The sequence below is a fragment of the Streptococcus sp. 449_SSPC genome (genome assembly GCF_001073005.1).
Lineage (GTDB): Bacteria > Bacillota > Bacilli > Lactobacillales > Streptococcaceae > Streptococcus > Streptococcus salivarius_F.
The window spans coordinates 369,553-395,171 of sequence record NZ_JVGR01000029.1 but is presented as its reverse complement, the minus strand read 5'-3'; the positions used below and the strand labels follow the sequence as shown (position 1 = coordinate 395,171).

Annotated in this window: 23 protein-coding genes; 16 read left to right on the top strand and 7 right to left on the bottom strand. The window is 38.3% G+C overall.

The window, feature by feature from the left end; genetic code table 11:
• Positions 1–71: 71 nt before the first annotated feature.
• The 8 genes from ADH51_RS07920 (at position 72) to ADH51_RS07890 (ending at position 12,344) form a co-directional block, all read left to right on the top strand.
• A complete protein-coding gene (locus ADH51_RS07920; protein ID WP_239682179.1) occupies positions 72–3,089 on the top strand; it encodes a GBS Bsp-like repeat-containing protein in 3,018 nt (1,005 codons plus the stop codon).
• A gap of 20 nt (positions 3,090–3,109) precedes the next feature.
• The gene (locus ADH51_RS10225) at positions 3,110–3,601 is read left to right on the top strand and encodes an N-acetylmuramoyl-L-alanine amidase family protein (protein WP_239682177.1); all 492 of its coding nucleotides are present in this window, start codon (positions 3,110–3,112) and stop codon (positions 3,599–3,601) included.
• Between the two features lie 119 nt (positions 3,602–3,720).
• Positions 3,721–7,434, top strand: coding sequence for a pullulanase (locus ADH51_RS07915; RefSeq protein ID WP_048675865.1), 3,714 nt, complete (start codon positions 3,721–3,723; stop codon positions 7,432–7,434).
• A gap of 250 nt (positions 7,435–7,684) precedes the next feature.
• Positions 7,685–8,557, top strand: a complete 873-nt coding sequence (gene efeO / locus ADH51_RS07910) for an iron uptake system protein EfeO (protein ID WP_014633148.1) — start codon at positions 7,685–7,687, stop codon at positions 8,555–8,557.
• 5 nt (positions 8,558–8,562) lie between these two features.
• On the top strand, positions 8,563–9,768 hold the full coding sequence (gene efeB / locus ADH51_RS07905; protein WP_048675863.1) for an iron uptake transporter deferrochelatase/peroxidase subunit: 1,206 nt from the start codon (positions 8,563–8,565) through the stop codon (positions 9,766–9,768).
• Positions 9,746–11,431: an FTR1 family iron permease gene (locus tag ADH51_RS07900; RefSeq protein ID WP_048675860.1), complete on the top strand. Its 1,686-nt coding sequence runs from the start codon at positions 9,746–9,748 to the stop codon at positions 11,429–11,431. The genes efeB and ADH51_RS07900 overlap by 23 nt, the downstream gene beginning before the upstream one ends.
• Complete coding sequence (gene tatC, locus ADH51_RS07895; protein ID WP_048675857.1) at positions 11,418–12,146, top strand: twin-arginine translocase subunit TatC; 729 nt, start codon at positions 11,418–11,420, stop codon at positions 12,144–12,146. Before ADH51_RS07900 ends, tatC begins: the two co-directional genes overlap by 14 nt.
• 12 nt (positions 12,147–12,158) lie before the next feature.
• A complete protein-coding gene (locus ADH51_RS07890) occupies positions 12,159–12,344 on the top strand; it encodes a twin-arginine translocase TatA/TatE family subunit (RefSeq protein ID WP_021144181.1) in 186 nt (61 codons plus the stop codon).
• A 146-nt stretch (positions 12,345–12,490) separates the two neighbouring features.
• Here the strand turns inward: ADH51_RS07890 and ADH51_RS09940 are convergent, their stop codons facing one another.
• On the bottom strand, positions 12,491–12,583 hold the full coding sequence (locus tag ADH51_RS09940; RefSeq protein ID WP_004182539.1) for a type I toxin-antitoxin system Fst family toxin: 93 nt from the start codon (positions 12,581–12,583) through the stop codon (positions 12,491–12,493).
• 315 nt (positions 12,584–12,898) lie between these two features.
• Entirely contained in the window at positions 12,899–13,261 is a 363-nt protein-coding gene (locus tag ADH51_RS07885) for a hypothetical protein (protein ID WP_048675854.1), read from the bottom strand.
• A 156-nt stretch (positions 13,262–13,417) separates the two neighbouring features.
• On the opposite strand from ADH51_RS07885, the gene ADH51_RS07880 reads away from it, so the two are divergent.
• Complete coding sequence (locus ADH51_RS07880) at positions 13,418–14,548, top strand: hypothetical protein (RefSeq protein ID WP_048675851.1); 1,131 nt, start codon at positions 13,418–13,420, stop codon at positions 14,546–14,548.
• A gap of 49 nt (positions 14,549–14,597) precedes the next feature.
• On the opposite strand, the gene ADH51_RS07875 is transcribed toward ADH51_RS07880, so the two are convergent.
• From ADH51_RS07875 to ADH51_RS07855, 5 genes are all read right to left on the bottom strand, one after another.
• On the bottom strand, positions 14,598–15,020 hold the full coding sequence (locus ADH51_RS07875; protein ID WP_048675848.1) for a hypothetical protein: 423 nt from the start codon (positions 15,018–15,020) through the stop codon (positions 14,598–14,600).
• A 68-nt stretch (positions 15,021–15,088) separates the two neighbouring features.
• Entirely contained in the window at positions 15,089–16,375 is a 1,287-nt protein-coding gene (locus ADH51_RS07870) for a DUF6161 domain-containing protein (protein WP_048675845.1), read from the bottom strand.
• Positions 16,376–16,387: 12 nt separating this feature from the next.
• Entirely contained in the window at positions 16,388–17,236 is an 849-nt protein-coding gene (locus ADH51_RS07865) for an NgoPII family restriction endonuclease (RefSeq protein ID WP_048675842.1), read from the bottom strand.
• On the bottom strand, positions 17,226–18,521 hold the full coding sequence (locus ADH51_RS07860; RefSeq protein ID WP_048675837.1) for a DNA cytosine methyltransferase: 1,296 nt from the start codon (positions 18,519–18,521) through the stop codon (positions 17,226–17,228). Before ADH51_RS07860 ends, ADH51_RS07865 begins: the two co-directional genes overlap by 11 nt.
• 68 nt (positions 18,522–18,589) lie before the next feature.
• Positions 18,590–19,630: a hypothetical protein gene (locus tag ADH51_RS07855; protein ID WP_048675835.1), complete on the bottom strand. Its 1,041-nt coding sequence runs from the start codon at positions 19,628–19,630 to the stop codon at positions 18,590–18,592.
• A 128-nt stretch (positions 19,631–19,758) separates the two neighbouring features.
• On the opposite strand from ADH51_RS07855, the gene ADH51_RS07850 reads away from it, so the two are divergent.
• The 7 genes from ADH51_RS07850 to ADH51_RS07830 all read left to right on the top strand — a co-directional run bounded on the left by ADH51_RS07850 (position 19,759) and on the right by ADH51_RS07830 (position 25,572).
• Positions 19,759–20,019 carry a hypothetical protein gene (locus ADH51_RS07850; protein ID WP_048675832.1) on the top strand — a complete coding sequence of 87 codons (261 nt, stop codon included), beginning with the start codon at positions 19,759–19,761 and terminating at the stop codon, positions 20,017–20,019.
• A gap of 9 nt (positions 20,020–20,028) precedes the next feature.
• Positions 20,029–20,229 carry a hypothetical protein gene (locus ADH51_RS07845; protein ID WP_048675829.1) on the top strand — a complete coding sequence of 67 codons (201 nt, stop codon included), beginning with the start codon at positions 20,029–20,031 and terminating at the stop codon, positions 20,227–20,229.
• Between the two features lie 157 nt (positions 20,230–20,386).
• Complete coding sequence (locus tag ADH51_RS10130) at positions 20,387–20,554, top strand: hypothetical protein (protein WP_162837457.1); 168 nt, start codon at positions 20,387–20,389, stop codon at positions 20,552–20,554.
• A gap of 2 nt (positions 20,555–20,556) precedes the next feature.
• Positions 20,557–22,776, top strand: coding sequence for a type IV secretory system conjugative DNA transfer family protein (locus tag ADH51_RS07840; RefSeq protein WP_048675826.1), 2,220 nt, complete (start codon positions 20,557–20,559; stop codon positions 22,774–22,776).
• A gap of 92 nt (positions 22,777–22,868) precedes the next feature.
• On the top strand, positions 22,869–23,672 hold the full coding sequence (locus ADH51_RS07835) for a replication-relaxation family protein (protein ID WP_048675824.1): 804 nt from the start codon (positions 22,869–22,871) through the stop codon (positions 23,670–23,672).
• Entirely contained in the window at positions 23,650–23,817 is a 168-nt protein-coding gene (locus tag ADH51_RS10125; RefSeq protein ID WP_162837456.1) for a hypothetical protein, read from the top strand. The genes ADH51_RS07835 and ADH51_RS10125 overlap by 23 nt, the downstream gene beginning before the upstream one ends.
• A 60-nt stretch (positions 23,818–23,877) precedes the next feature.
• Positions 23,878–25,572, top strand: a complete 1,695-nt coding sequence (locus ADH51_RS07830) for a recombinase family protein (RefSeq protein WP_048675821.1) — start codon at positions 23,878–23,880, stop codon at positions 25,570–25,572.
• Positions 25,573–25,619: the final 47 nt, after the last annotated feature.

Genomic DNA, 25,619 nt, shown 5'->3' with positions numbered 1-25,619 from the left:
ATGACCTTTCCATGAGAGTTTATCTATGGTAAAATGGTTAAAGTATTATAAAAATGCAAAAGGAAAGTTAAATGCGAACGAAAGATTTTATCTACTATGCTAGTGCGGCTGTTCTCTTGGCTGTCACAACTCAGGTTGCTCAAGCTGATGAAGTGGCGACACAAACGCCTTCTGTTACTGAAGGAAATCAGTATCAACCTGCGACAGCGGCTGAGATTTTTGGTGGAGAAGCAGCCTTGCCTGCAACTCCTAGTTCAACTGTTTCAGCACCCGTAGCTACGAGTGAGCTGGCAAAACCTAGTGCTCCTGCGGTATCTACGTCACTTGCACCAGAAAGTTCAGAGGCTGTAACAACTGCGGCATCAACTTCAGTAGCTAACTCTACTGTTGCTGTAGCATCAACTTCAGTAACATCTTCAGTTGTTAGTTCAGAAAGTGCAACAGCTTCTACAAGTGCGACAAGTTCGGAAACGTCAAACAGCGCTGTAGCAACACCTGCTAAATTGACGAATTCTACGGATGTTCCTTCGCCAACGCTTAAGGTACAACCAAAGACTTTTATCGATGTCAGCAGCCATAATGGTTATATCAGTGTAGATGACTATCGTGCTCTTGCACGCCAGGGTGTGGGTGGTGTTGTTGTCAAGTTGACTGAGGACACTTGGTACAACAACCCTAAAGCACCCTCACAAGTTCGCAATGCTCAAATTGCTGGTCTGCAAGTATCAACCTATCATTTTTCTCGATACACAACTGAGGAAGAAGCACGTGCAGAAGCTCGTTTCTACATCCAAGCTGCACAAAAACTAAACCTTCCAAAGAGTACTGTTATGGTTAATGATTTCGAAGACTCTAAGATGCTTCCAAATATCAACCGTAACACTCAAGCTTGGGTTAACGAAATGCGTAAGCATGGATACAACAACTTGATGTTCTATACAAGTGCTAGCTGGTTGGATGAGAACAATATAGGCTACCGTGGACCTGTCTCAACCTCTCAATTTGGGATTGAGAATTTCTGGGTTGCCCAGTATCCATCAACAACTCTTACAGCAACAAGTGCTAAGAACATGCGCTATAATGCCAAAACTGGTGCATGGCAGTTTTCAGCTACGGCTAATCTCTTGCCAGGTAAACATGTCTTTGACCATAGCGTGGACTATACAGGACGTTTCACAGCTAATGCCAGTGCTGAGGTTGATGCCACTCAAGGCGATTTGAGTGGAACCATTTCTATTGTCAATATCAATCCAACTCTTGGTAGCTTTGATGTTGTCATCTCTAATGTTAAGGCACCAAACGGTGTTGAAACTGTCTCTGTTCCAATTTGGTCAGAAATTAATGGCCAAGATGACATTATCTGGTATACGGCTAACCGTCAAAATAATGGAACTTATACAGTAAACGTTAAGGCTTCAGCTCATAAAAACTCAACAGGCCTTTACAATGTTCATCTTTATTATATTCAAAAAGATGGTCAATTAACTGGTGTTGGTGGAACAACTACGCAAGTCTTCATTGGTAAGACACCAGAGCAGTTGAAACCAAAAGCAAGTTTTGCTATTGAAAATAATAATGCTAAGGCAGGAACTTTTGACGCCGTTATCACTAATATCTCAGCACCACTAGGTGTTAAAGAGGTTTTAGTCCCATCATGGAGTCTTGAAAATGGTCAAGACGACCTTATTTGGCATAAGGCAACCAAGCAAAATGATGGTAGCTATCGTGTAACCATTAAGGCAAGTGAGCATAAGGGCAATAAAGGGAATTACCGTGCTGATGCCTACATCGTGGACAACGCTAACAATCGTCATTATATTGCCGAAAAAGTAGTGTCTGTTGATTATGCTCGACCAAGTGGTGTCCTTACAATTGAAAACAACAATACTGCAGCAGGTACTTTTGATGCCGTTGTTCGTAATATTGTTGCACCTATAGGTTTGAAAGAGGTTCTTGTTCCATCATGGAGTTTGGCTGGTGGTCAGGATGATCTCATCTGGCACAAGGCCACTCGTCAAGCTGATGGTTCTTACCGAGTGACTATCAAGGCAACGGATCATAAGAATTCAACAGGTAAATACCGTGCTGATGCCTACATTGTAGATGACTCTAACAAACGTTTCTATCTCACTGAAAAAGTGGTAGAAGTTACGCAAACTCGCCCTAGTGCAAGTCTAGTTATTGAGAATAATAATGCTGATTTAGGTACTTTTGACGCTGTTATCCGCAATATCGTAGCACCAAATGGAGTTAAGGAAGTCTTAGTTCCATCATGGAGCTTGGTTAACGGACAAGATGATCTTGTTTGGCACAAAGCTAGTCGCCAATCTGATGGTAGCTACCGTGTTACTATTAAGTCTAGTGAGCATAAGAATTCTCTAGGAAATTACCGTGCTGACGTTTATATCGTAGATAATGCCAACCAACGTCATTATGTCACTGAAGCAATTGTGGATGTGAAACATAATAAACCAGTAGGTACCATTTCAGTAGTTAATAACAATAAAGATACTGGTACTTTTGATGTCATTATCAGTGATGTTTATAGTCCTAAAGGTGTTCGTACTGTTCAAGTGCCTATTTGGTCTGCAAAAGACGGACAAGATGATATTCGTTGGTATGAAGCAAAACGTCAAGCAGATGGCAATTATAAGGTTACTGTCCAAGTGGTTAACCATAAATACTCTACAGGTCTTTACAATGTTCACCTTTACTATATCCAAAACGATGGCTCACAAATCGGTGTAGGTGGTACACAAACAAAAGTTACTTTGTCAGAACCTAAAGCCGACCTTGCTATCACTGGTTTGAACAATGCTACTGGTAGCTACGATGTTGTTATCTCAAACTTGGTTGCCCCACGTGGCTTCAAAGAAGTCTTGGTTCCAACCTGGTCAGAAAAGAACGGCCAAGATGATATCATCTGGTATAAGGCAGCTAAGCAAGCTAATGGAGACTACAAGGTAACCGTTCGTTCAAGCAACCATAAGGGTGATAGCGGTTTTTATAATTCTCATGTCTATTTGGTTGACAATGACGGTAAATTCATTGGCCTAGGTGGTAAATCAGTATCTCTGAAAAGAGCTTGACTTTGGCTATCCAAAGTCGTGTGAAAGCTAAATTAGAAGCAGAAGGGTATCAAGTTGTAACCACTCGCACAAGTGATACCTATGTCGACTTGACGGACCGTTCACGTGCAGCCAATGCTTCTGAATCTGATATCTTCGTAAGTATCCACATCAATGCTTCAGGAAGTTCTGCAGCACAGGGTATTGAGACTTATTATTACCAACCTTATGCAGAATATCCATCACGTATTAATGCGACCTATCATGCTAATCCGACTCGATTGAGCATGAGTGATACCTTGCCCAATGCCATCCAGTCTAGCTTGATTAATGCGACTGGTGCTCAGAATCAGGGCGTGAAGCGTCAAACCTTTGTGGTCTTGCGTGAAACGACAGCGCCAGCAGTCCTTCTTGAACTTGGTTTCTTGTCAAATCCTCAAGAAGCAGCTCGATTGAATCCCTCTGCTTATCAGGAGACTTTAGCTAACGCAATTGTGGCAGGGATTAAGCGTTACTATTCTATTTATAATTAATAGATTGAGAGAATCTTATGGTTCTCTCTTTTTTAATTTTTAAAGAGAGAAAACGCTTGCATAAATGAAAGCTAAATGGTATATTAAAAAACATGAAAACGTTAACAAAAGGAGTTTCTATGAAAAGAAATACTCAAGCTAATGATGGAAAAATCCTTCGTTATAGCCTTCGCAAGTACAAGTTAGGTTTGGCTTCTGTAACCATTGGAGCTATTTTTTTGAGCTTTTCTGCTGTTCAAGTCGTCAAGGCAGATGAAGCAGTATCAACGACCGAATCAAGCACACAGGTAGAACCAGCTGATTCTAGTCTTACTACCAGTGGACTAGTAACTGAAACGCAAACAGCTCCTGTAACAGCTGAGAATACCTCTGTTTCCAAGGTAAATGAGCCAGTTTCTCTTCCAGAAGGAAATACTGGCCGTACTGAGACTACCAAGCTAACTGAAACTAGCGAAAACACGCCAAAAACAGTAAGTACTAATAATAGTCAAGCTCTTACGAATGCGTCTGAAGATCCTATTGCTGAGGGGACTATTCGCTTGCATTTCCAAGAGTTGCCAAGTCAAGACAAGTCATCTCTTGGTCTTTGGACTTGGGATGATGTTGAGACACCATCATCTCAGAAGGGGGCTTGGCCGACAGGGGCAACCTCATTTGCTGAAGCCAAACAGGATGATTATGGTGTCTATTTAGATGTGAAGATGTCTTCAGCACCTAAAAAACTTAGCTTCTTGATTAATAATTCTGCTGGAACGAACCTTTCAGGGGATAAATCAGTCGAAATTCTTAGCCCTCAAATGAATGAGGCCTGGATTGACAAAGATTTCCAAGTTTACAGCTATCAACCTATCCCTCAAGACCACGTTCGTATCAATTATTTCCGTACGGATGGCGACTATAGCAATAAGTCTGTCTGGTATTGGGGTGATGTTAAGGACGCTCCAAGCAATTGGCCTGATGGTGTCAATTTCCAACCGAATGGTAAGTATGGTGCCTACTTAGATATTCCACTAACACAAGCGGCAAAATCGATAGGATTTTTACTCTTAGATGAGAGCAAAACTGGAGATGATGTGAAAATTCTACCAAATGATTATAAATTTAGTGACTTGAAAAAATCTCGTCAGCTTTTCGTACGAGATACTGATCCGACAGTCTACACCAACCCTTACTTTGTCAAGGATGTGCGTTTGACTGGGGCTCAGCAGCTTAGTCCAAGCAAAATCGAACTTAGCTTCACCAACTTAGACGAGGTCTCATCTGAGGATATTCTTAAAGACCTTAAGGTGACGGATAAGGATGGTAACAGTGTCACTCTTAAACAGCTTGACTTGGATGCTAAACTTAAAAAAGCTACTTTAACAGGTGATTTTGCTGCAGAAAATCTGCCTTACAAGGTCACTTTGGGCAGTGATAGTTTTAAAACATCTGAGAGCTGGCAATTAAAGGATGCCCTCTACAGTTATGATGGTGAGTTGGGTGCTCGACTAGAAGAAAATGGTACTAAGGCACATGTGACACTTTGGTCACCAAGTGCTGATCAAGTAGACATCATTGTCTATGATAAGAATAATCAAGACAAGGTGCTGGCTGAACACGCTCTAAGCAAAGGCCCTAGAGGTACTTGGCAAGCTGACCTCCTTGCGACTGATTTTGGCCTTGAAAACTTAACTGGTTATTTCTATCAATACCGCATTAAACGTGGAGATCAGTCAGTAATTGTTCTTGATCCTTATGCGAAATCTCTGGCAGCTTGGAATAGTGACGATGCCAACAAGGGACCTGAACACAAGATTGCCAAGGCTGCCTTTGTAGATCCTGCTAATTATGGACCAAAAGACCTTGACTACGCTAAGATTCCTAACTTTAAATCTCGAGAAGATGCCATCATTTATGAGGCCCATGTCCGAGATTTCACCTCTGACAAGGCTATCTCAACTGAATTGAGGCACCAGTTTGGTACTTTTGCAGCCTTTGCGGAGCGTTTGGATTATCTTAAAGACCTTGGGGTTACTCATATTCAGCTTTTGCCAGTATTGAGCTACTATTTTGTTAATGAATTGCAAAATGGCAAGCGTTTGGCTGCCTATGCATCAAGCGATAGTAACTACAACTGGGGCTATGACCCACAAAACTATTTCTCTTTGACGGGTATGTATTCTGAAAACCCTAGTGATCCAGCTAAACGTATTGAAGAATTCAAGAATTTAGTTGCAGCTATCCATGCCCATGGTATGGGTGTTATCTTGGATGTGGTTTACAATCATACAGCCAAGACAGCTATTTTTGAAGACCTTGAGCCAAATTACTATCACTTTATGGATGCTGATGGCACTCCTCGTTCGAGTTTTGGAGGCGGTCGTCTAGGTACGACTCACTATATGAGCCGTCGTGTCTTGGTGGATTCCATTGCTTATTTGACTAAGGAATATAAAGTAGATGGTTTCCGTTTTGATATGATGGGTGACCATGATGCTGAAAGTATCGAGCAAGCATACAATACTGCACGCGCCCTTAATCCAAATCTCATTATGCTTGGTGAGGGTTGGGTGACTTATGCTGGCGATGAAAATAGCCCTGTTCAGCCTGCCGATCAGTCTTGGATGAAAGACACAGATACCGTAGCAGTATTTTCAGATGATATTCGAAATACCCTCAAATCAGGTTATCCAAACGAGGGAACACCGGCCTTCATCACAGGTGGAAAACGTGATATTAATAAGGTTTTTGACAATATCAAGGCGCAACCAACTAACTTCGAGGCTGATACACCAGGAGATGTTATTCAGTATATTGCTGCTCATGATAATTTTACCCTTTTTGATATCATCGCCCAATCAATCAAGAAGGATCCAAGCAAGCCTGAGAATAATGCTGAAATTCATCGTCGCTTGCGTCTAGGAAACCTCATGGTCTTGACTGCTCAGGGAACACCATTTATTCACTCTGGTCAGGAATACGGCCGCACCAAACAGTTCCGTGATCCTGCCTACCGTTATCCTGTATCTGAGGACAAGGTGCCGAACAAGTCGCACCTCTTAGTTGATGAAAAGGGCAATCCATTTGACTATCCTTACTTCATCCATGATTCTTATGATTCAAGTGATGCGGTTAACCATTTTGACTGGACTAAGGCGACTAATAGTCAGGCGTTCCCAGAAAATACGAAAACGCGTGCCTTTACCAAAGGGTTAATTGCCTTACGTAAGTCTACGGATGCCTTCAATTTCAAATCAAAAGCAGATGTGGATGCTCGTGTGACACTATTGACAGTTCCTGGTCAGGATAATGTTGCTCAAGAAGATTTGGTATTAGGATACCAAACTGTTGCTTCCAATGGGGATCGTTACCTTGTCTATGTCAATGCGGATAGCAAGGCTCGTCAGTTTGATTTGAGCAAGCTTACAAATGGTCTATCCTATATGGTTTTAGCAGATGGCAATCAAGTTAATCTATCTGGAATTAGTGAGCTATCAGGTGTTGCGATCAACAATCACATCTTGACCTTGGACCCACTAACAGCGACGATTATTCGTTTAACCAATGCTCAGACACCAACTGAGGAAGTAGCTAAGCCTTCTGAGAAGACTGTGTCATTTGGTGGCAAAGATACTGAGGTAACTAAAACAAGAGTCAAGACCTCAAGTCCAGAGGACCTTGTCGGAGATGTAGGGCTTGTTGCTCATGGCAATAATCAGGCTAAGACTGAAGCTAGTCGTCAAACTGATAAGCAACTGCCATCAACTGGTGAAAAGACAAATCGTGGACTCTTTGTAACAGGTCTCTTAAGCATTCTAAGCCTAGGATTCCTTCGAAAACGTCGTACAAAATAATAAGTAACAACAGGTTATTTCCTGTTGTTTTTCTTTTATTTAGAATCATTCTTATCTGCTCTTTAGAATAGTTCTTAAATAGCCTAAAACCGTTGACAGTGCTGGTTTCTTCTGTTAGTTTAGAATATGTTCTCTTACATATGAGAGACCATTATTGACTTATCATCGTTCGTTTTTCATATCGAAATAACAAACGATTCACATATATAACGACAAATGTCGAACACTATCTTGAAAATAGGAGACATTCATGAAAAAACTTAACAAACTTGGTGTTGTTCTTTTGGCATCAGGACTTCTATTGACGGCTTGTGCCAAATCTGGTAATTCAAGTAATTCTAGTTCAACTAGCTCAAAACTCACAGCCAGTGAGCAAAAACAATTGAAGCAGGCTACAAGTGATTACAAGACTTTCGTTGAAGGCGAAATCGATCAGCTTTTGAAAGATACTGAAGGATTCAGTGAAACCCTCAAGTCAGGAAATCTTGAAGAAGCCAAGAAACAATACCCATTGGTTCGTATGGCTTACGAACGTTCAGAACCAATTGCCGAAAGCTTTGGTGAGTCTGATGTAAAAATTGACTACCGTTTGGTTGATTACATGGACGAAAATAAATCAGAAGATGGCTGGTCAGGTTTCCACCGTATTGAACGTATCATGTGGCAAGACAACACGACCGATGGTACAGCTGCCTATGCAGATCAATTGGTCAACGATATCAAGGAACTCAAGGCTAAAATTGCAACTGTTAAAGTCACTCCAGATATCATGTTGACTGGAGCAGTAGACCTTCTTAATGAAGTTGCTACTCAAAAGATTACAGGTGAAGAAGAAGTCTTCTCACACACCGATCTTTACGACTTCCGTGCCAATATTGAAGGGGCAGAAAAAATCTTTGAACTCTTCAAGCCATTGATTCAAAAGAAAGATGCTAAGCTTGTTAAGACTTTGGAAACAGAATTCAAGAATGTCAATGGTCTTTTGGACAAACACATGACTGATGAGAAAAACTATAAGTCTTATACAGATTTGAGTGAGGCAGATACTAAGGAATTGGCCGAAGCTGTAACTAAACTTGGTGAACCATTATCACAAATGGGTGTTATCCTAGATGGGAAATAAGAAAAATGACTGACGAAAAATTTTTAGATAAAAAAATGGACCGTCGTGAATTTCTTAAAAAAGCAGGTATTGGAGGGGCTGGGCTTGCGCTTGGTCTTTCTGGTGCATCTGCTTTTTTCGCTAATCAGGATAGTTCAACAAAAAAAGCCCTTGATGGGGATGAAGATATTAGCTTCTTTGGTAAGCACCAAGCTGGGATTACGACTCCCATGCAGAAGGCTTGCTACTTGGTGGTTCTAGATCTTCATACAACTGATAAAAAAGAAGTGATCCAACTCTTTAAAGACTGGACAGACTATAGTAGTAAATTGGTCGAAGGAGAGCTGGTCAAAAAAGATGGTTCCAATGCCCTCTTACCTCCAACAGATACAGGTGAAACAGTGGGACTCAACCCCTATCGCTTGAGCCTGACTTTTGGTGTTTCGGCTGATTTTCTTAAAAAACTTGGCTTGGAATCCAAGCGTCCTAAGCTCTTCCGTGATTTACCTCCATTTCCAAAGGAGCAGTTGCAGGACAAGTATACAGGCGGAGATATCGTCATACAAGCCTGTGCGGACGATGAACAGGTAGCCTTCCATGCTGTTCGAAATCTGATCCGCAAAGGTCGTAATAAAATCACCATGAAGTGGAGCAAATCTGGTTTTGCAGCCATCGGAGATCGTAAGGAGACGCCGCGAAATCTCTTTGGTTTTAAGGACGGTACTGCCAATGTTACGACGGAAAAGGAATTCGACAAGGTTGTCTGGACTGATAGTAAAGATTGGATGAAGGGTGGTTCTTATATGGCTCTTCGTCTAGTACAGATGCACTTGGAGACTTGGGATCGTACCAATTTGCAGGAGCAGGAAAACACCTTTGGCCGCTATAAGGAATCAGGTGCTCCCTTTGGTAAGAAAGATGAGTTTGACGAAGTAGATCTGTCAAAACTACCAGTCGATTCGCATGTCCGTTTGGCTAAAGAAGTAGATCTTCCTATCTTACGTCGTTCCTATTCTTATTCTGATGGCATTGATGAGAGAACTGGCCAGTTTGATGCAGGCTTGATTTTCATTGCCTACCAGAAGGACCCAGACCGTTTTGTCAAAATACAGACCAATCTTGGTGCTGTAGACAAGATGAATGAGTACATCACCCATATCGGAAGTGGGCTCTTTGCTTGCTTTGCTGGCGTGGAGAAAGGAGGCTACCTTGGTCAAGCACTCTTTGAATAAACTCCTCGTTTTGCTTGGACTTTTAGCTCTATTCTGGTCCTATCCAGTTGCTGCTGAATCCTATAGTGATCTCTATATCAAAATCACAGATGCAACAACAGCTGTTCAAAACAAGGATCAAGCAAAAGCTAAGGAATTAGTTGGTGAGATTAAAACTGATTTCGAAACTAAAGAAAATCACGATTCCAAGGCTGGTAAAAAAGTTAGCAAGGCTCTTGATATTAAAGGTGACGTGACAGAAGAAGACCTAACCTCTATCTCGTCAGCCCTTCTTAAATTTGAGAAAGAGCAAAATCCTGTTGACTTGGATGCCGAAAAGGAAAAACTTGAGACCCGTCTCAATCCTTATTTCAAGAATTTACAGGATGCCATTACGGCTAAAGACCTAGCTGAGACCCGCAAAACTTATGGCGAATTGAATAATGCTTGGACGCGAAATGAAGCTGTTGTCCGTGACCACAGTACTGCCTACTACGGCAAGATTGAGACGGCTATTTCACTTTTGCGAAGCAGTATTGAGACGGAGCCTACTGATTTCACCAGCATCCAGTCATCCTATGATGATCTCAAGGGTGGGATTGATGACTTTATCAAGGGCGTCCCTCTTGATAGCACAAGCTCAAGTTTAACCCTAAAAGATGGTATTAAGCTCTTGGAAAAAGCTCTCGGTCAATTCCAATCAGGTGATGAAAAAACGGCTGCGGCAACTATGAAGAAGTTCATCACTATCTGGCCAACCATTGAAGGTGACGTGAGCACGACTAACCCAAGCCTCTATACGCGCGTGGAGAGTGAAACACCGGTTATCATGGTTAAGGGGAAAGAAAAAGCTTATCAGGACAAACTGCAAGCCTTAATTACAGACCTATCAGCTATCGATACCAGTGCTTCTTATAATGCATTTGATGCCATGTTGATTCTCTTGCGTGAAGGGGTTGAAGCCCTCCTCATCGTCATGGCTCTTGTGACAACTCTTAAGGCAGCTAAGATGCGTAAGGGACTCAAATGGGTTTATGGCGGAGCCATTGCTGGTGTTCTTGCCAGCGCAGTTATAGCTGTTATCTTACAAGTTGTTTTTCCAGCCGTAACTTCGGGCTCTAACCGAGAAATTATTGAAGGTGGCGTTGGTATCTTTGCAGTTGCGATGATGATTCTGATTGGTATTTGGCTTCATAGCAAGTCTTCAGTCAAACAGTGGAATGACTTTATGGACCGTCAGATGAAGACAGTGACGGCTACTGGAAGTTTTGTATCTATGTTTGCCCTTAGTTTCTTGGCTGTCTTCCGTGAAGGTGCCGAGACCATTCTTTTCTATGTTGGTATTATCCCACGTATCACGACAGCTAATTTCTTGATTGGTATTGCTTTAGCCATTGCAGTTCTTGTTATTATTGCCGTTGCTATGACTAAAGCTAGTCACTATATTAAACCACATCGTATCTTCTTTATTTTGACCTGGTTGATTTATGCCTTGGCCTTCAAGATGCTCGGTGTCAGCATTCATGCCCTTCAGTTGACTAATATGATGTCCAATCATTTGATTAGTGGTTTCCCAACCATTGATTGGGCTGGTATCTATCCAAGCTGGGAAGTCCTAATTCCACAACTTATCTTTATTGCTATCATTGCCTTTGTAACGGTGAAACAGCATGGCAAGAAGTAAGGACGAGATGACCATTGTTGAGCATCTGGTGGAATTTCGGAGACGTTTTATTGCAGTAGTGATTTGTTTTTTCCTAGTTTTTTGTATCACCCTGTTGTTTGCTGGGGAGCTCTATGCTTATCTGACTAGAGGATTTGATAAGCCCTTATTGGTTCTTGGTCCTAACGATATTCTCTGGATTTACATTAACTTAGCCAGTCTCATGGCTGTTACGGTCACTTTGCCCTTTACCACCTACCAGATTTGGCAGTTTGTAAAACCTGGTTTGAGGGATAATGAAGCGCGTGCCATCTTTGCCTATATTCCAGCAACTTTTGTCTGTTTTGTATTGGGTTTGGCCTTTGGTTATTATTTTGTGAGTCCAGCTATCTTAGAAGTGCTTTTAAAGCTAGGTGAAGGACTCTTTGATACACAAATTACAGCACAAAACTACCTTAGTTTTTTACTGCATACGACAGTGCCTTTGGCTGTTCTCTTTGAACTTCCCGTAGTTGTTAGTTTCCTAACCTCTATAGGTATATTGACACCAGTATTTCTGACACGCTATAGACGCTATGCTTACTTCATTCTCTTGGTATTGGCAGTCGTTCTGACACCAGCCGACTTTATTAGTGACTTGGCCATGACTGCTCCCTTAATCTTACTCTATGAAGTTAGCGTAGCTCTTAGTAAGCTCATTTATAAACGTAAACAAAGAAAATATAAAGATAAATAGAAAGGAGATTTCATGGGAATTCTACGTGATATCGGAGCTCCAGGACTTATCATTATCGTCCTAGGAGCCCTCCTCATCTTTGGTCCTAAACGCTTGCCAGAACTTGGACAATCTATCGGTAAAATGTTAGCAGAATTTAAAGCAGCGGTAAATAAGACTGATGATAAAAAAGACGAAGAAGACAAGACTAAAGACTAAGATCTCTATCTAAAGGTTATCTTCAAGTTTCTTGACAATTCTAAGCTTTTATGACATAATACACTTGTATTGAATAGTAAGTCTATATCATAGGCAAGAAAAGACCCCAAGCTAACTTCCACATAAGCTCGGGGTCTTTTTTAGCACTATCTATCCTTGTTTAACCACTTGTCGATTAGACGAAGGATAACACCGACCACAATAGGTCCGATGATAGTTTTGAATAGTAAATCCATCATAGGCAAACTCACCTCCCTTCGTAGGCGGTGTCGAGGTGCCAAAGGATATTATATCATAGATTGAAAGAGATATGTTTAGTGAGTGATAGGAAGTATCAGTTAGAATGTGGTTTAATCATGCCAAACAAAAAATCAGCTCAAGAAGACAGCCTGACACTCAGCACTCTAAAAATAATCTGAGTTCACGCATCTTACAAGCACGTTAAAAGACGGTTCAAATGAGCCGTCTTTCCGTTGCTTTATATAATAGCTAAAAGTGCTTGCTCTTCCAAAGAATAAAAATCCTCCTGCTACTTGATACAGGAGGATATTTTACTATGGATTATATATTTTAGGAAAGGTTTCAACTATTAAGTGAGCCTCTATTCCAAAAATACGAGATAAATATGTGATAATTTCTTCTGTAGAGTCTCCAGTTAACTTTTTACCATAAATTATTCGGTTCATATCTGTCAGTACAGAACTCACTATATCATAAGCGCGCTGATTAATCTCATTTACTCTACTTATGCTCAAGCCAGTATAATCGGCAATATCATAATTCGAAACTGCTTGAGCCATCATTCTACAAGCTATGTTTTCAGGTGTCATAAACCCTAATCCATTGAATGCCGTCTCTCTTTCGAGAATACTTTGCCAAAAAGCTAACGAATAGCTACCTTTTGATGTATAATCCATTTAAGCCTCTTTTCTAATCTTCACCCTATCTATCGGTGAAGATAGGGTGAAAATTTTCCAAGAAGGAATGTACTAAAACAGGTAAATTATAGCATATTTTAATTTATTTGTCAATATGATATAATATTGGTGAATAACGTTGCGAGAGGTCTTTACATGGTTTTAGATTTTTATCCACCAGATTTCTTTGGATTTCCTTATATAGCATATGAAATAGCAAACATGACCAGTCAATCTTCATCAAAAACATTAGCTATGATTAAAGAGATGATGGAAATGGGTGAATATAAAATTCTTCCATTTATAGACAATGAAAAATTGAATAATGAAATTTTTAATGGAACTAGGTCATTGGACTCTTCGTATAGGCAAAGATTGATAACTTTAAGAAAGAGATATAGTGAAAAAGAAATTATAAAAATTATAAAATCTTATTTGATTGATAATTTATTGGAATTTGATTTAAAGAATATTGCGAGAAATGTATTCCAAACATTTATATCGGAAAAATATAAAAAAATCAATAAGAAAATATTAGGTAGATGGAAATTTCGATATTTAGTTAATAAATATGAAAATGAAGAGCCTGAAATTTTCATTGCTTATATGGTCTATTACACCTTGTTATATTTTCCTTCATCAGAAAATGAATTTTATGACTACAAACCAACTAATGTAATAAAGCTCCTAATCAATGTTTTATTAGTCAACTTTATAAACACTACCTTAGATAATCTAAAAATAAAACTAAAACCTCGAACCCAAATACTACCCATTATATTAATAATACTAATAATGTCATTATTTACTCCATATCTGCCACCTATTAAAAATATTTTATTTAGTTCATTCAACGATGTAATATATCTGAATGAGTATAATAACCCAGCCCCTACAAAAGAAGAAAACGGTTTTATTATTAGTAGTCGATTTAGAGTAAAAGGAACAAAAAAATGGAAATATCATATAAAAGCAAAACCTGGAGATATTATTCGGAATTTTATCGAGGTAAGAAATAATGCTCAACAAAGTTCGAAGAATACAATAATAAAAATTATTCTTCCAAAAGGGACAAGATACATTCCAGAATCTACTAAATTATATAACACCTCAAATCCAGATGGACTTAAAGTAAGTGATAATATAGTTGCCAATAGCGGAATGAATGTAGGCTCTTATAAACCGAATGGGAATTTTTTTATAGTGTATTCTTTTGAAGTAGATTCAAATTTTGAAAGTGATGTAGTTATTCAAGATGTAGAGATACATGTTAATTCCTACCCATAATCAAAAAGGCTGATGAAACGGTTACGAAATACCACTTCATCGGTCTTTTTTATTCCTCCAACCAATTCTTAGCCTCTTTCAACTCCTCCAAACTCTCTATTTCGTCAATCGCCTCCACATCATATAAGCCGACCTGCACAGGCGTTTCCGATAACTCCTTTCGAAAATGTTGACCCAACTTTACCAAAAATTCTGGGTTGTATCCAATCTCCAATAATTCCAACAAAGTTTTCGCCGTTTGGGTTAGGTGGAAGGCGTGATAGTTAAAAACGTAGTCTTCGGTTTTAGTGGTAAAAACCAGCACTCTCTCATCGGTTTGAAATCCCGCCAGTTCGCCTTGCTCCACTAAAATCTCGTGCCGTCCGCCGCCCAAAAGCAAACCCGCCTCCAGCAGCTTCGAAATCTCCACCGCCTTGACCTCAAAAGTTTCATACAACTCAAAGAAATTTTCGTGCGAAAGGAAGTATGACATTCAGCAGTTTAAGAAAATCTAAGTTCATACACCTTATAAGAACAATAAAAACGGCAAATCACCGTTTTTTATTTTAGATTTTTGGATAGAACTGCTAAAATTGCTTCACTGTCATTTGAATTATCTGTTTTTATCAACCCAGTATCAACTCTACTAAATAGTGAATTGATAATTATTAGTCGTTCCTCTCTATCAATATCCGTTCCAGCATAAGTTAAAGATTGATAAAATCTGGTCAAAACCGCTTTCTGCTTGTACTCAGCAGCTAAATGATGATTAGACATCACAATTTTTATCATCACTCTAACTATATAAATAAAGAATGAGACAACAGAAATAAATATGAATGATTCTGAGATAAAAGGGATTTCTTTTATAATATTTAAAGAATATTTATGTATGACAAGAACTAATTGTTTAGATATCCAAATTAAAGCAATTACAGTAATGACGAGGGCAAGTGTCCAGTTTCTGGCTCGTTTTCGATATTCTTCAGCACGTTCATTCCAAAGTTGTTCAGGCGCTTCCAGAGAGAGTTTATTTTTATAAGTCTCTTCTAAATTATCAAGTGTATCCTGCTTATCTTTTTGCCAATTATTTATTGATTTTTGAAATTCCTCTAATTCTATAACCTTATTATCGAACTGCTGTTGGATTTCATTATGCTTAGTTTCTGCAAATGCTGTAATTTCTCTAAATTGTTCATCTGAATCATTCGATATTTCCTTTAATTTATTGTTTAAAGGAGATACTATATTTGTTTCAAAATCGGAGACATTCTCTCGAATATTTGAAAAATTCTTTCTAAGCAAATACAATGCTGGATAAAAGTGATATTGCGAGGAATTTGACAAATAGCTACCAACAAGTTGTGGGTTTTTAGATAACATTATAAAGCATTTTACCGCTTCTTCAACAGAAGTGGTAGTTTGTTGAATATAAAATGATACAAAGCTCTTTATCTTACGGATTTCAGCATCTCTATCAATCGGTGAAGAAATTGCTAAAATATAAGTAAAACTATTTTGTTCCCTAGATTCTCGGCTAGTTGATAGGTTATAGTAAAGATGATTTTCAACATCGTCTAGGTTAAATTCTTCAAGTTCAGAAAGATATTGCCTAATAGTTACAATTTTATCACTCAGGCTTTGCCAATTTGAATAAAAATTATTAGGTGCTTTCTCTGAGATTGACTTCCAATAATCCAAATTACTTTTGACGACTTTTTCAAATTCATCAAAAGTAAACAATTGTTCGTGTTCATTGAAGTTTGCAATGAAATCAGTATGAATGCTAAACCTAAAGAGAATTCTATCACTCAATAAGTTTGCGATTTGCTTTTTTGTAAAATTCATTATTTACCTCAATTACAAGCAAAATGTAATCTTTTTACAATTAATAAGCTGTGCAGGATTATTCGGATTTTTAACTTTCACATCGGCTATATTCAGTGTAGCTACTTCATCAACTAAAGAAAGTAGCGCATCTTTATTATTAAAACCATCAAAATGTTCAGTTGACACTAGCGCAAACAAATTAAAATTAGCAGTTGTTATAGGCTGATAAACATACTTAAATACGGTAAAGGGATTTTCAAGCAACCACATACCACGAATGCGAAGACTTGTAATCCCTAAAGGGTCAATTTTGTTTACACGACCAAGTTCTTTGGTTGGGGAGAAATCAATATTCGGAATACTTGATATTCCTTCTTTAATTTGTTCAAAAATATCTTGATAGACCGTTGTATCTGCACAATAAATAGAAGCGTCTATCAAAGCCAATTCTTTAAGTTGGTTCTCTTTTACGAAACCTATTGAGTAAATAAAGTCTTTCTCATTCCAGTCTTCAGCCTTACGAGCAGATTTTTTTAAACGAGAATCGTCAATATATAATTTAGATTTAGGATTTGAACTATTGAGTTGCAGTTGAGAATTACGACTCCCGATTTTCTTTGTTTCAATAGCAGCTCCACCTTTTAACATGGCATCGGGCGGATTAGAATCATTTCCTAAATATGAGAAAACTTGATTGATTTTTAGGTTTCTTTTAGTTTCATCTTTTTCTAAGATAGTATTAGCAAAACTATCAACTACATATTTTTCAAGAGCATCTCCCATTGAATTAGCTCTATTAGCTTTAACATATTCTTCTTGAAGACTAACATTACGAGTTTTTACAATATTTATAACTGCCGTTAAGATATTAGCTTTCATATTTCTTTCCTTTGAGAATTTCTTTATATATAAAATCTGATATAGGTTGTGTAATTGCTTTCGCAAGCAATACAGGAACCGCATTACCAATTTGCTTGTAAATTTTATCAATTCGACCATTTTCTTTAATATTTAAATTTCCACCGTCTGAAAATTCAAACCAATCTGGAAATGTTTGAATACGAGCGATTTCTTTTACTGATAATCTCCGATTATTATTGCCATTAAACACCCATTTATTTTTACCTACCTTAGTCATAGGTTCACCGTCGGGATGCTGAGGGGCTTGACGACCAGAGGCTTGAATAGTAAAAGACTGTTCGGACCAACTCTTCTTTCGATTTCGGCTCATGTAAATTGTTGAATATTCCCCTTGGAAAATTGGTCCTGGGTTATTCCGTAAATCTCCTATTGCTTGTTCTAACGTCACAAAGGGCTGTTTTTCTTCTAGTAAGTTAATTTCACTAGGCTCTCCATGAGTAGGAGCTGGTAATTGGTAGTAAAATCCATATTTATTCTCAATTTTTTCTTTATGAACACCAATCAGAAAAACCCGTTCCCTTGATTGAGGAACTCCATAATCTCTAGCGTTCACTAGATGAGGAGTGACAGTATATCCAGCTGCTGCAAAGTCAGCCACGATTTGATTTAGAACTTCTCCATGACCTAAAGTCATCATTCCCTTAACATTTTCAGCGACAAAAAATTCAGGTTGCGTCTGAATAAGTGCTCTAATAAAGTGAATATATAAGAAGTTCCTAGGGTCATCTACTAGCCTAGGACCCGCTTCAGAAAAACCTGGACAAGGAAAGCCTCCAATCATGATTTGACATTTTGGAAAATGTGATACTTTCCTAATATCTTTTTCATGCTGAATAACTGTTTCTGGAAAGTTGAGCTTATAGCTCATGTTGGCCTCTTTGAACATATCGTTCGTATAGATTGTATGAAAGATGCTTTGCGAACGGTACTTGTTGAAAATATCTTTTCCAGCCTTGAAGTAGCTCATGGCTTTTTCTTCACCAACAACGCTGCTTAAACCAGCTAATTCTAATCCCAAATCGAGTCCACCAGCACCACTAAATAGAGATACGACATTAAATTTATCTTCCATACTATCAATACTAGAGAGTAGAGTATTGTCATCTTCACTCTCAGGAACAGAAAGCTCTTCCTCGGAAATTTTTTGAAGTAGTATCTTCTTTACATCTTCATTTGATAATTTTCTCATCTCAGGCTTAAATCTACCTCGAGAACGTTTAACTTGTTCTTGTTTTTCTTCCATTTTAGTAATCCTATTCAGTTTATACTGTCAATTATACCACATAAAATACTCCAACAGAATATCCAGATTCACTGCAAATCATCCACATCAAAGGTTTCTACAACAATTCCAGCCCCAGATAAACGCTCTTTAAACCTATCTGCTAAACCTCGGAAAAACTCGTTATCCATTTCAATCTTCAAAATCTCAAGTAGGGCTTTTGCTGTATCTGTTAAGTGGAAGGCACTATATTCAAATATAATTTTTTCTTCAGATTCAGTAGTGAATATCAGAACAAGATTGTCATTCTGGAAACCAGCCAGCTCGTCTTTCTCGACAGTAATCTCATGCCTGCCACCACTAGAAATCAACCCATATTCTTTCAGTCTTGAAATGTCATTTCCAGATACCTTATATTCTGTAAATAAATCAACAAAATCTTCGTGAGAAATCAAGTAGTAATCTAAAACATAATCGCCAGATAATTCATCAAAGGATTCATCGTAGAACGTATAGGGAGCAATTTTCTTAAATAATTGAAGTTCCTTCTCTGAAAAACGGTTTAATTCTTGAATAATACGCTTAGAGTAGCTGTTAGCTTGTGAGACAAGTTCTTCCAATGGCTTCGAAATGACCTCTGTTTCTTGGCTAAAATCAATCGAAATATATTCTTGGCGTTTATTGTGATAACAAGCCAAAGAATAAAATAAACATTCTGCAAGAAATAAATAAGGGCGGTCTACGTGATTTAGCTCGTAAGATTGTTCTAGACCGAATAGGATAGTTTTAGGTAGATTTTGAGATTCTTCCAATAGTTCAAAACAATCCTCTAGAACTCCGGATAATTCAAATCTACTCTCTTTGTAATTGGCATTACTCAATCGTTTTTCAGCTTCTAAAATATAATGTGAAAAACCTTTTTCATTTATCTCATCTTGGACGATTCCGTAAAGGGTTCGTCCTTTATTTTGTCCTGTAAATAATTTATTGAAACTTGTGTCCGCTAGATAAGCCAAAGAGTCTTCGTGTAAGACGAGTGATAAGCCCACGCTAACTTTCTTTCTATCAGACCAAGTCGTTTTATTGGCGTGTTTTAAAACAATAGAAAATAGACTAGGAACATCAAACATCAGACACCTCCGAAACTGGCAAGATTTTAGCACGATTATTGGCAACAAATCACGCTTGGTCTTTTCTATAATAAAACCATAAGTTAGCTAACTTAAAACAATTATATCAAAATCAAAGGAGAAATCTCATGAATCATATCCAAAAATCAACCCCAAAAGCAGAACTTTCTCAATTTGTTAATCCCTATCAGTTAAAAGTCGCAAAAACACTTAGCAAAGCGATGGCAGATAATCAAGCCTTAGAGCTTCTAGCTAACGATATTTTATATAAAGTGGGCAATTTGGCACTTACTCAGTCTGAAATACTTAAAAATACTCCTGAAGCTAAAGAGTATACAGATTATATTCTTAAAGCATTCACTTATTATGCTACTGAAAAGATGAAATGAGGTAGCTTTATGATGGATTACTTTATAGCTTTTATGATTATCGTCGTTGCCATATTTATTTGGGATTGGTTCGAAAAACCAAAACCAGAAGACAAAAAACACTGTAGTGAAGAAGAAATTGCCCTGGCAGATTTTCTGGAAAAACGGAAAGAAATCAATGAACTCTTCTTGGTTGCTAAAGCAGAAATGCGAAAAATTTCAAGAAAATAAAAGGACTGTTTAGACTAGACAAATGGTCAAAATATGTTGAAATATACTACTGTTTCATTGCTTAAATTTCATTCTAATCGCTCTTAAAACTGAAGGCAACTAAATTTAACTTTTCACCAACTTTCTTGTATAAATGGAGACAGAAAGGAGACCAGCCATGAAAAAACTAATAGCATATATTCTTGGATTTGTTGCTTGCGCTTGGCTCATTAACTGGGCGGTGAAACTAATTCTGGAAGTTTGGTGGTTCTTGGTTTTGATGACAGCGGTTGTTTTCATCGGCTGGCTTGCCTTTCGGATTATTAAAACTAAAGATTGGAGGTAGAGATGAAAAGAAAATTTGAAACACTATCTTGGAGTGAACTCAACTGGATGCGCCCGTTTAAAATAGATGATGTGAAATCTATGCTGGGTCAACTGGTGGGGTTGACTCGGCGCAAAGCGGTTATTTTTGAAATTCGACTATCTAAGAATCGTGTACGCTATCTGCTAGGAACAGAAGAACAAGACAAGCGACATATCAGCCAACTAATTCAATCACACCGAGCTATTCAGTTTTCAAGAGCTCCTAAACGCGAAAAACTTTCGGTTGCGCGGTTAGTGAACATCAAAGAGTCTCACTATGCTTTAAAAACGGACTCTGTAGAAAACATGATACGTTCAAGCCTTGCAATTTCAAAAATACTTCAGCCAGATGAAACAGTAGTTGTTCAGTTGGTCATTGGTGCAGGCTCACCACCTCGGCCGCAGCCAAAAGATTTGCCGAATTTATCCGTTAAATGGTATCAAGTGATTACAAATAATATTCCTGAGCTTTCCGAAAATTCCAAAAAGCTGATGAAACAAAAATTAAACCAATCTACTTTTAAGTGTGAAATTCGTCTTGGTGTCCAATCTCGCAGTATTTTGCGAACAAAGGAATTTTTTGATAGCCTACTTAGTAGTTTTCGCATGATGGAGTCAAATGCAACCATCGAATTAAAACCATTAGCTATCCAAAGACTCAATCAAGCGCAACCTTCTTGGTCTTTCCCATATAGTTTATCCGTTTCAGACTTAGCTTGTTTCATGCTTTTACCTATTGGGGAAGAAAATATTGCAGGTGTGCCAAATGTTCACCCTAAATTAGTAACTCCACCTTTGGGCTACAATGTTAATCGAAAAACTCAGCGAAGTTTGGCGCAAACGGTTGAAAATCAATCAAGACCAATTCAAATTTCAGCACAAGCTGGCAAAAAGCACACCGTTTTTCTCGGTTCAACAGGTTGCGGTAAAACTACCGCTATGAGTCATTTGATTTTATCAGATATAAAATCTAAATTTCATAGCGTAGTTGTGGTGGATGCCAAAGGTCAACTAACTCATGAACTCTTAGAGCGCATACCAGATGAACACGATGAAGATATAGTGGTTATCTCCCCAACCGCCAAACGAGTTGTTGGTATAAACCCTTTTGAGCTAACTAAGCACGGTATCGAGCCTGAAGTTATTGCAGATTATCTACTGGAGCTATTTAAAGGACTTTACCCTGAACACTTTGGAATTTACTCACTGGATATTCTGTCACATAGTTTTTTAACTCTTGCTAGGATTCCGAACACTTCTTTAGTAATGCTACCAAGTCTGCTGACTAATCAATCCTTTCGAAATAAACTATTAAGAGAGTTAAAAGACCCAATCGGGCTGGAAAGTTTCTGGAACTGGTTTGAGCTACTCAGTGAAGCTCAACGTCACCAGATGTTAAACCCCATTTTGAATAAATTCCGACAGTTTTTGCTTCGTCCGCAACTTCGGGCAATGTTGGGACAAACTAATCCAAATTTCAGTCTTGCAGAAATCTTCAAAAGCAGAAAAATCGTATTGATTCCACTAAATAAATCGGTAATCGGTTCAGAATCTGCGAAACTCATTGGTAGCCTCATCACTTCAATACTCTGGATGCTAATTTTGCGCCAGTCTTCGGTTGAGCCAAGTAAACGCCAATCGGTCTTTATCTATATCGATGAGACACCGAGTTTCCTAGGAATCCCCAATTCTAACTTAGACGAAGCACTTTCGCAATCTCGTCAGTTTAATGTTGGCTGGAATATCGGCTTCCAGCATCTTGCACAGATGTCACCCCAGTTAAAAGCTGGAATTGAATCTAATGTTGCGAATAAAATTGTTTTTGGCTTAAATCTTGATGAAGCTCGCGAAATGGCAAAATATACTCTGGAGATTGATAAAGAAGATTTTTACAGCTTACCCCCATTTTGGGCATATATTCGTACTGAAATTTCACAAAACACTTATCGATGGATTATTGGTAAAGCCTACCCACCTAAACCAAAAATTAGAGATAGTCGCACGCCATTTTTGAATAGCTTGAGCCGATACGGACAAGATATTTCAGAAATTGAAAGCCAATTTAAAAACTACATTTTTGAAAAATCTGCTTCAAAAAATGAAGATTCTAATCAAAAATTAACAGATTTAGGGAGGAAAAAGCTTTCCAATCGCTCTTCGAATCGTGTTGATGAAGAAAATTCTTCCACCCCTGACAAATAAAGGTTTTTAAGATTTTTACTAACACGACTTACTCCGTAACTAAGCACATTTTACGGGAGCACACCTTTTAAATTTAATGGAGAACAAAACAGATGAAATGGAATTACAAAACAGATAACGACAAGCAAATTCTTTACTTTTTAAGTCAAGCTAGATATGCCACTACCAACCAACTAGCCAGATTATTTTTTGACAGTAGCGTGAGGGCTGACACCTCAATTCGCCGAGCTAGTTTTGCGCTTCAAAGTCTGAAGAAAGCTGGATTGATTTCACACTTGAAACGGCGAATTGGTGGCGTACGCCGTGGCTCTGCTTCTTATGTTTGGCAAATTACTTTTCAGGGACTAAAATTCCTTAAAAAACAAGATGACAGTATTATATTGCGTTATAAAAATAAATACGAGCCAACTCAACATCATGTTGAGCATACTTTAGCGATTACGGAAATTTTTGTTGAGACGCTGGAGGCTGTTCGAAATTCAGAAAAACTGTCGCTTGAAACTTTTTCCTTTGAGCCAAACTCTTGGCGCAGCTACCAAAAACTTTCTGGTGTTGGAATAACCCTAAAACCAGATGCTTATTTAGAGCTGGTTAATCACGATTACGAAGACCATTATTTTCTGGAGATAGACCGAAGCACAGAAAGTCTTGCGCGCATAGTAAATACTTGCAAGAAATATATTGAATATTATCGGTCAGGTATAGAACAGCGACAAAAGGAAGTTTTTCCCTATGTTTTGTGGGTTGTGCCAGATGACAAGCGAAAGCTGGCGATTTCGAAAGTGATTCAAAAAGAACTCTACAGTTTTTGGGAATTATTCACTGTGATTACTTTAGACGAATATTCAGATTATATCAAAGGAGGGGTTTCTAATGAATCAGAAGAATCAAGATAGAGATTCAAAGCAGGCTTTACACACCGCAGATGAAATTTGTCGAATTGGTCGAACGACTTACTTAATCCGTCACCGTTTTACTGGAAATCGCAATCTTGAAAATGTCCTAGAAAGGTTGATTTTAAGCGATAAATCACTACTTTAACAGTAGTAAAATGGTATAATAGAAGTATAAGGTGTGTGAACTCCAAAAGGAGAAAAACACATGAACAGAACTTTGACAATTTCAGATTATAAACAAGTAGATACTTCAAAACTTTCAGATATTACGGTAGTTTATTGTCGCTTAAGTCAAGATGATGGACTGGACGGAGATAGTAACTCAATTACCAATCAGAAGAAAATTCTGCTTGATGTAGTTACAAGAGAAAATCTTTCCAATCCTATTTTGTTTGTCGATGATGGCTTTAGTGGCACAAATTTTGACCGTCCAGCTATTTCAGAAGCACTTAGACTGGTGGAAAATCGGCAAGTTTCAAACTTTATCGTTAAGGATTTGAGCCGTTTGGGTCGGTCTTATATCAAGGTTGGTCAATTAACGGAAATTACTTTTCCGAGCTTCGATGTCCGCTTTATCGCTCTAAATGATGGCGTAGATTCGAATAAGCCTAATGAAACTAATTCTATTTTCTTGCCAATTAAGAGTTTAATGGATGAAATGTATGCGGCAGATACCAGCAAGAAGATTCGGGCGGTGGTTCAAGCTAAAGCCAAAGCTGGCGAGCGAGTAACTACTAACCCACCTTACGGCTACCTAAAAGATTCAAACAATCCTAAAAATTGGATTATTGACCCAGTTGCCAGTGAAGTCGTGAAGCGGATTTTTCAGGAAGCGAAAAGTGGAAAAAGTCTCTCAGAGATTTCGAAAGGGTTAGAAAATGACAAAATTTTTAAACCAAACCGTCACCGAATAGAAATTGGTTTGAGACCTGTTTCTTCCAGTCCAAATGTGGAAACTTTGCCTTATTTTTGGACGCGAGAAACCTTAAGCGCTATCTTAGGGCGTGAAGAGTATCTGGGGCATACGGTCAATCTTCGAACACGGACAAAATCTTATAAAGACAAACGTAAAGTAGATAACCCAAAAGAAGATTGGCTGATTTTCAAAAATACTCATGAAGCAATTATCGACCAAGAAACTTTTGATATTGTTCGAAAAATGCGAAATCATAAGCGGTCTAATCAACGATATAAAAATCGGGCTGGTCACGAAAACTTGTTTGCGGGAATAGTCTTTTGTGGAACTTGTGGGCGAAAGCATTATTTTTGCCCACAAGAGAAAAATGGACTCAACCACGACCATTACAAGTGTTCTGGCTACCGTAAGCCGATTGATGGTTGTGAAAATGCCCACTATATTCAAAAATCTGCCTTGATTGAGATTGTGAGTGGTAAGCTCCGCCAAACTATTCAGGAAGTCTACTTCGACCAAGAAGCCTTTTTGAAAAAGTTAGAACAGCAAAGCCAAGCTCAATTCAGCAAAAACAATAAACGCCAGCGCCAGCAACTTCAAAAGGATAAACACCGCTCTAAAGAGATTGACAGCATCATTCAGAAGCTTTATGAAGATAATCTACTTGGAAAAATTTCAGATGAACGCTTTGTGAAGCTAAGTCAGAGCTATGAAGAAGAACAGAAACAACTTCAAACTTCCATTTCTGATTTAACTGAAAAACTCGCCAAACAACAAGAAGATAGCTTGAATATCTCCAAGTTTATGGCGAGAATTTCAAAATATACAGAGCTTCCAAAATTAACCGTTGAAATAGTGAATGAACTGATTGACAAGATTGTTATTCAGAAACCAACTGGCACAAAACGCAATCGAATTATTCAGGTTGACATTTACTACAATTTCGTTGGAAAATTAAATAATGAAAAAAGCGAGCCAAACAACTAGGCTCGCTAATATTAACCCATTTAACTAAACTGCTATATGTCAGGTCA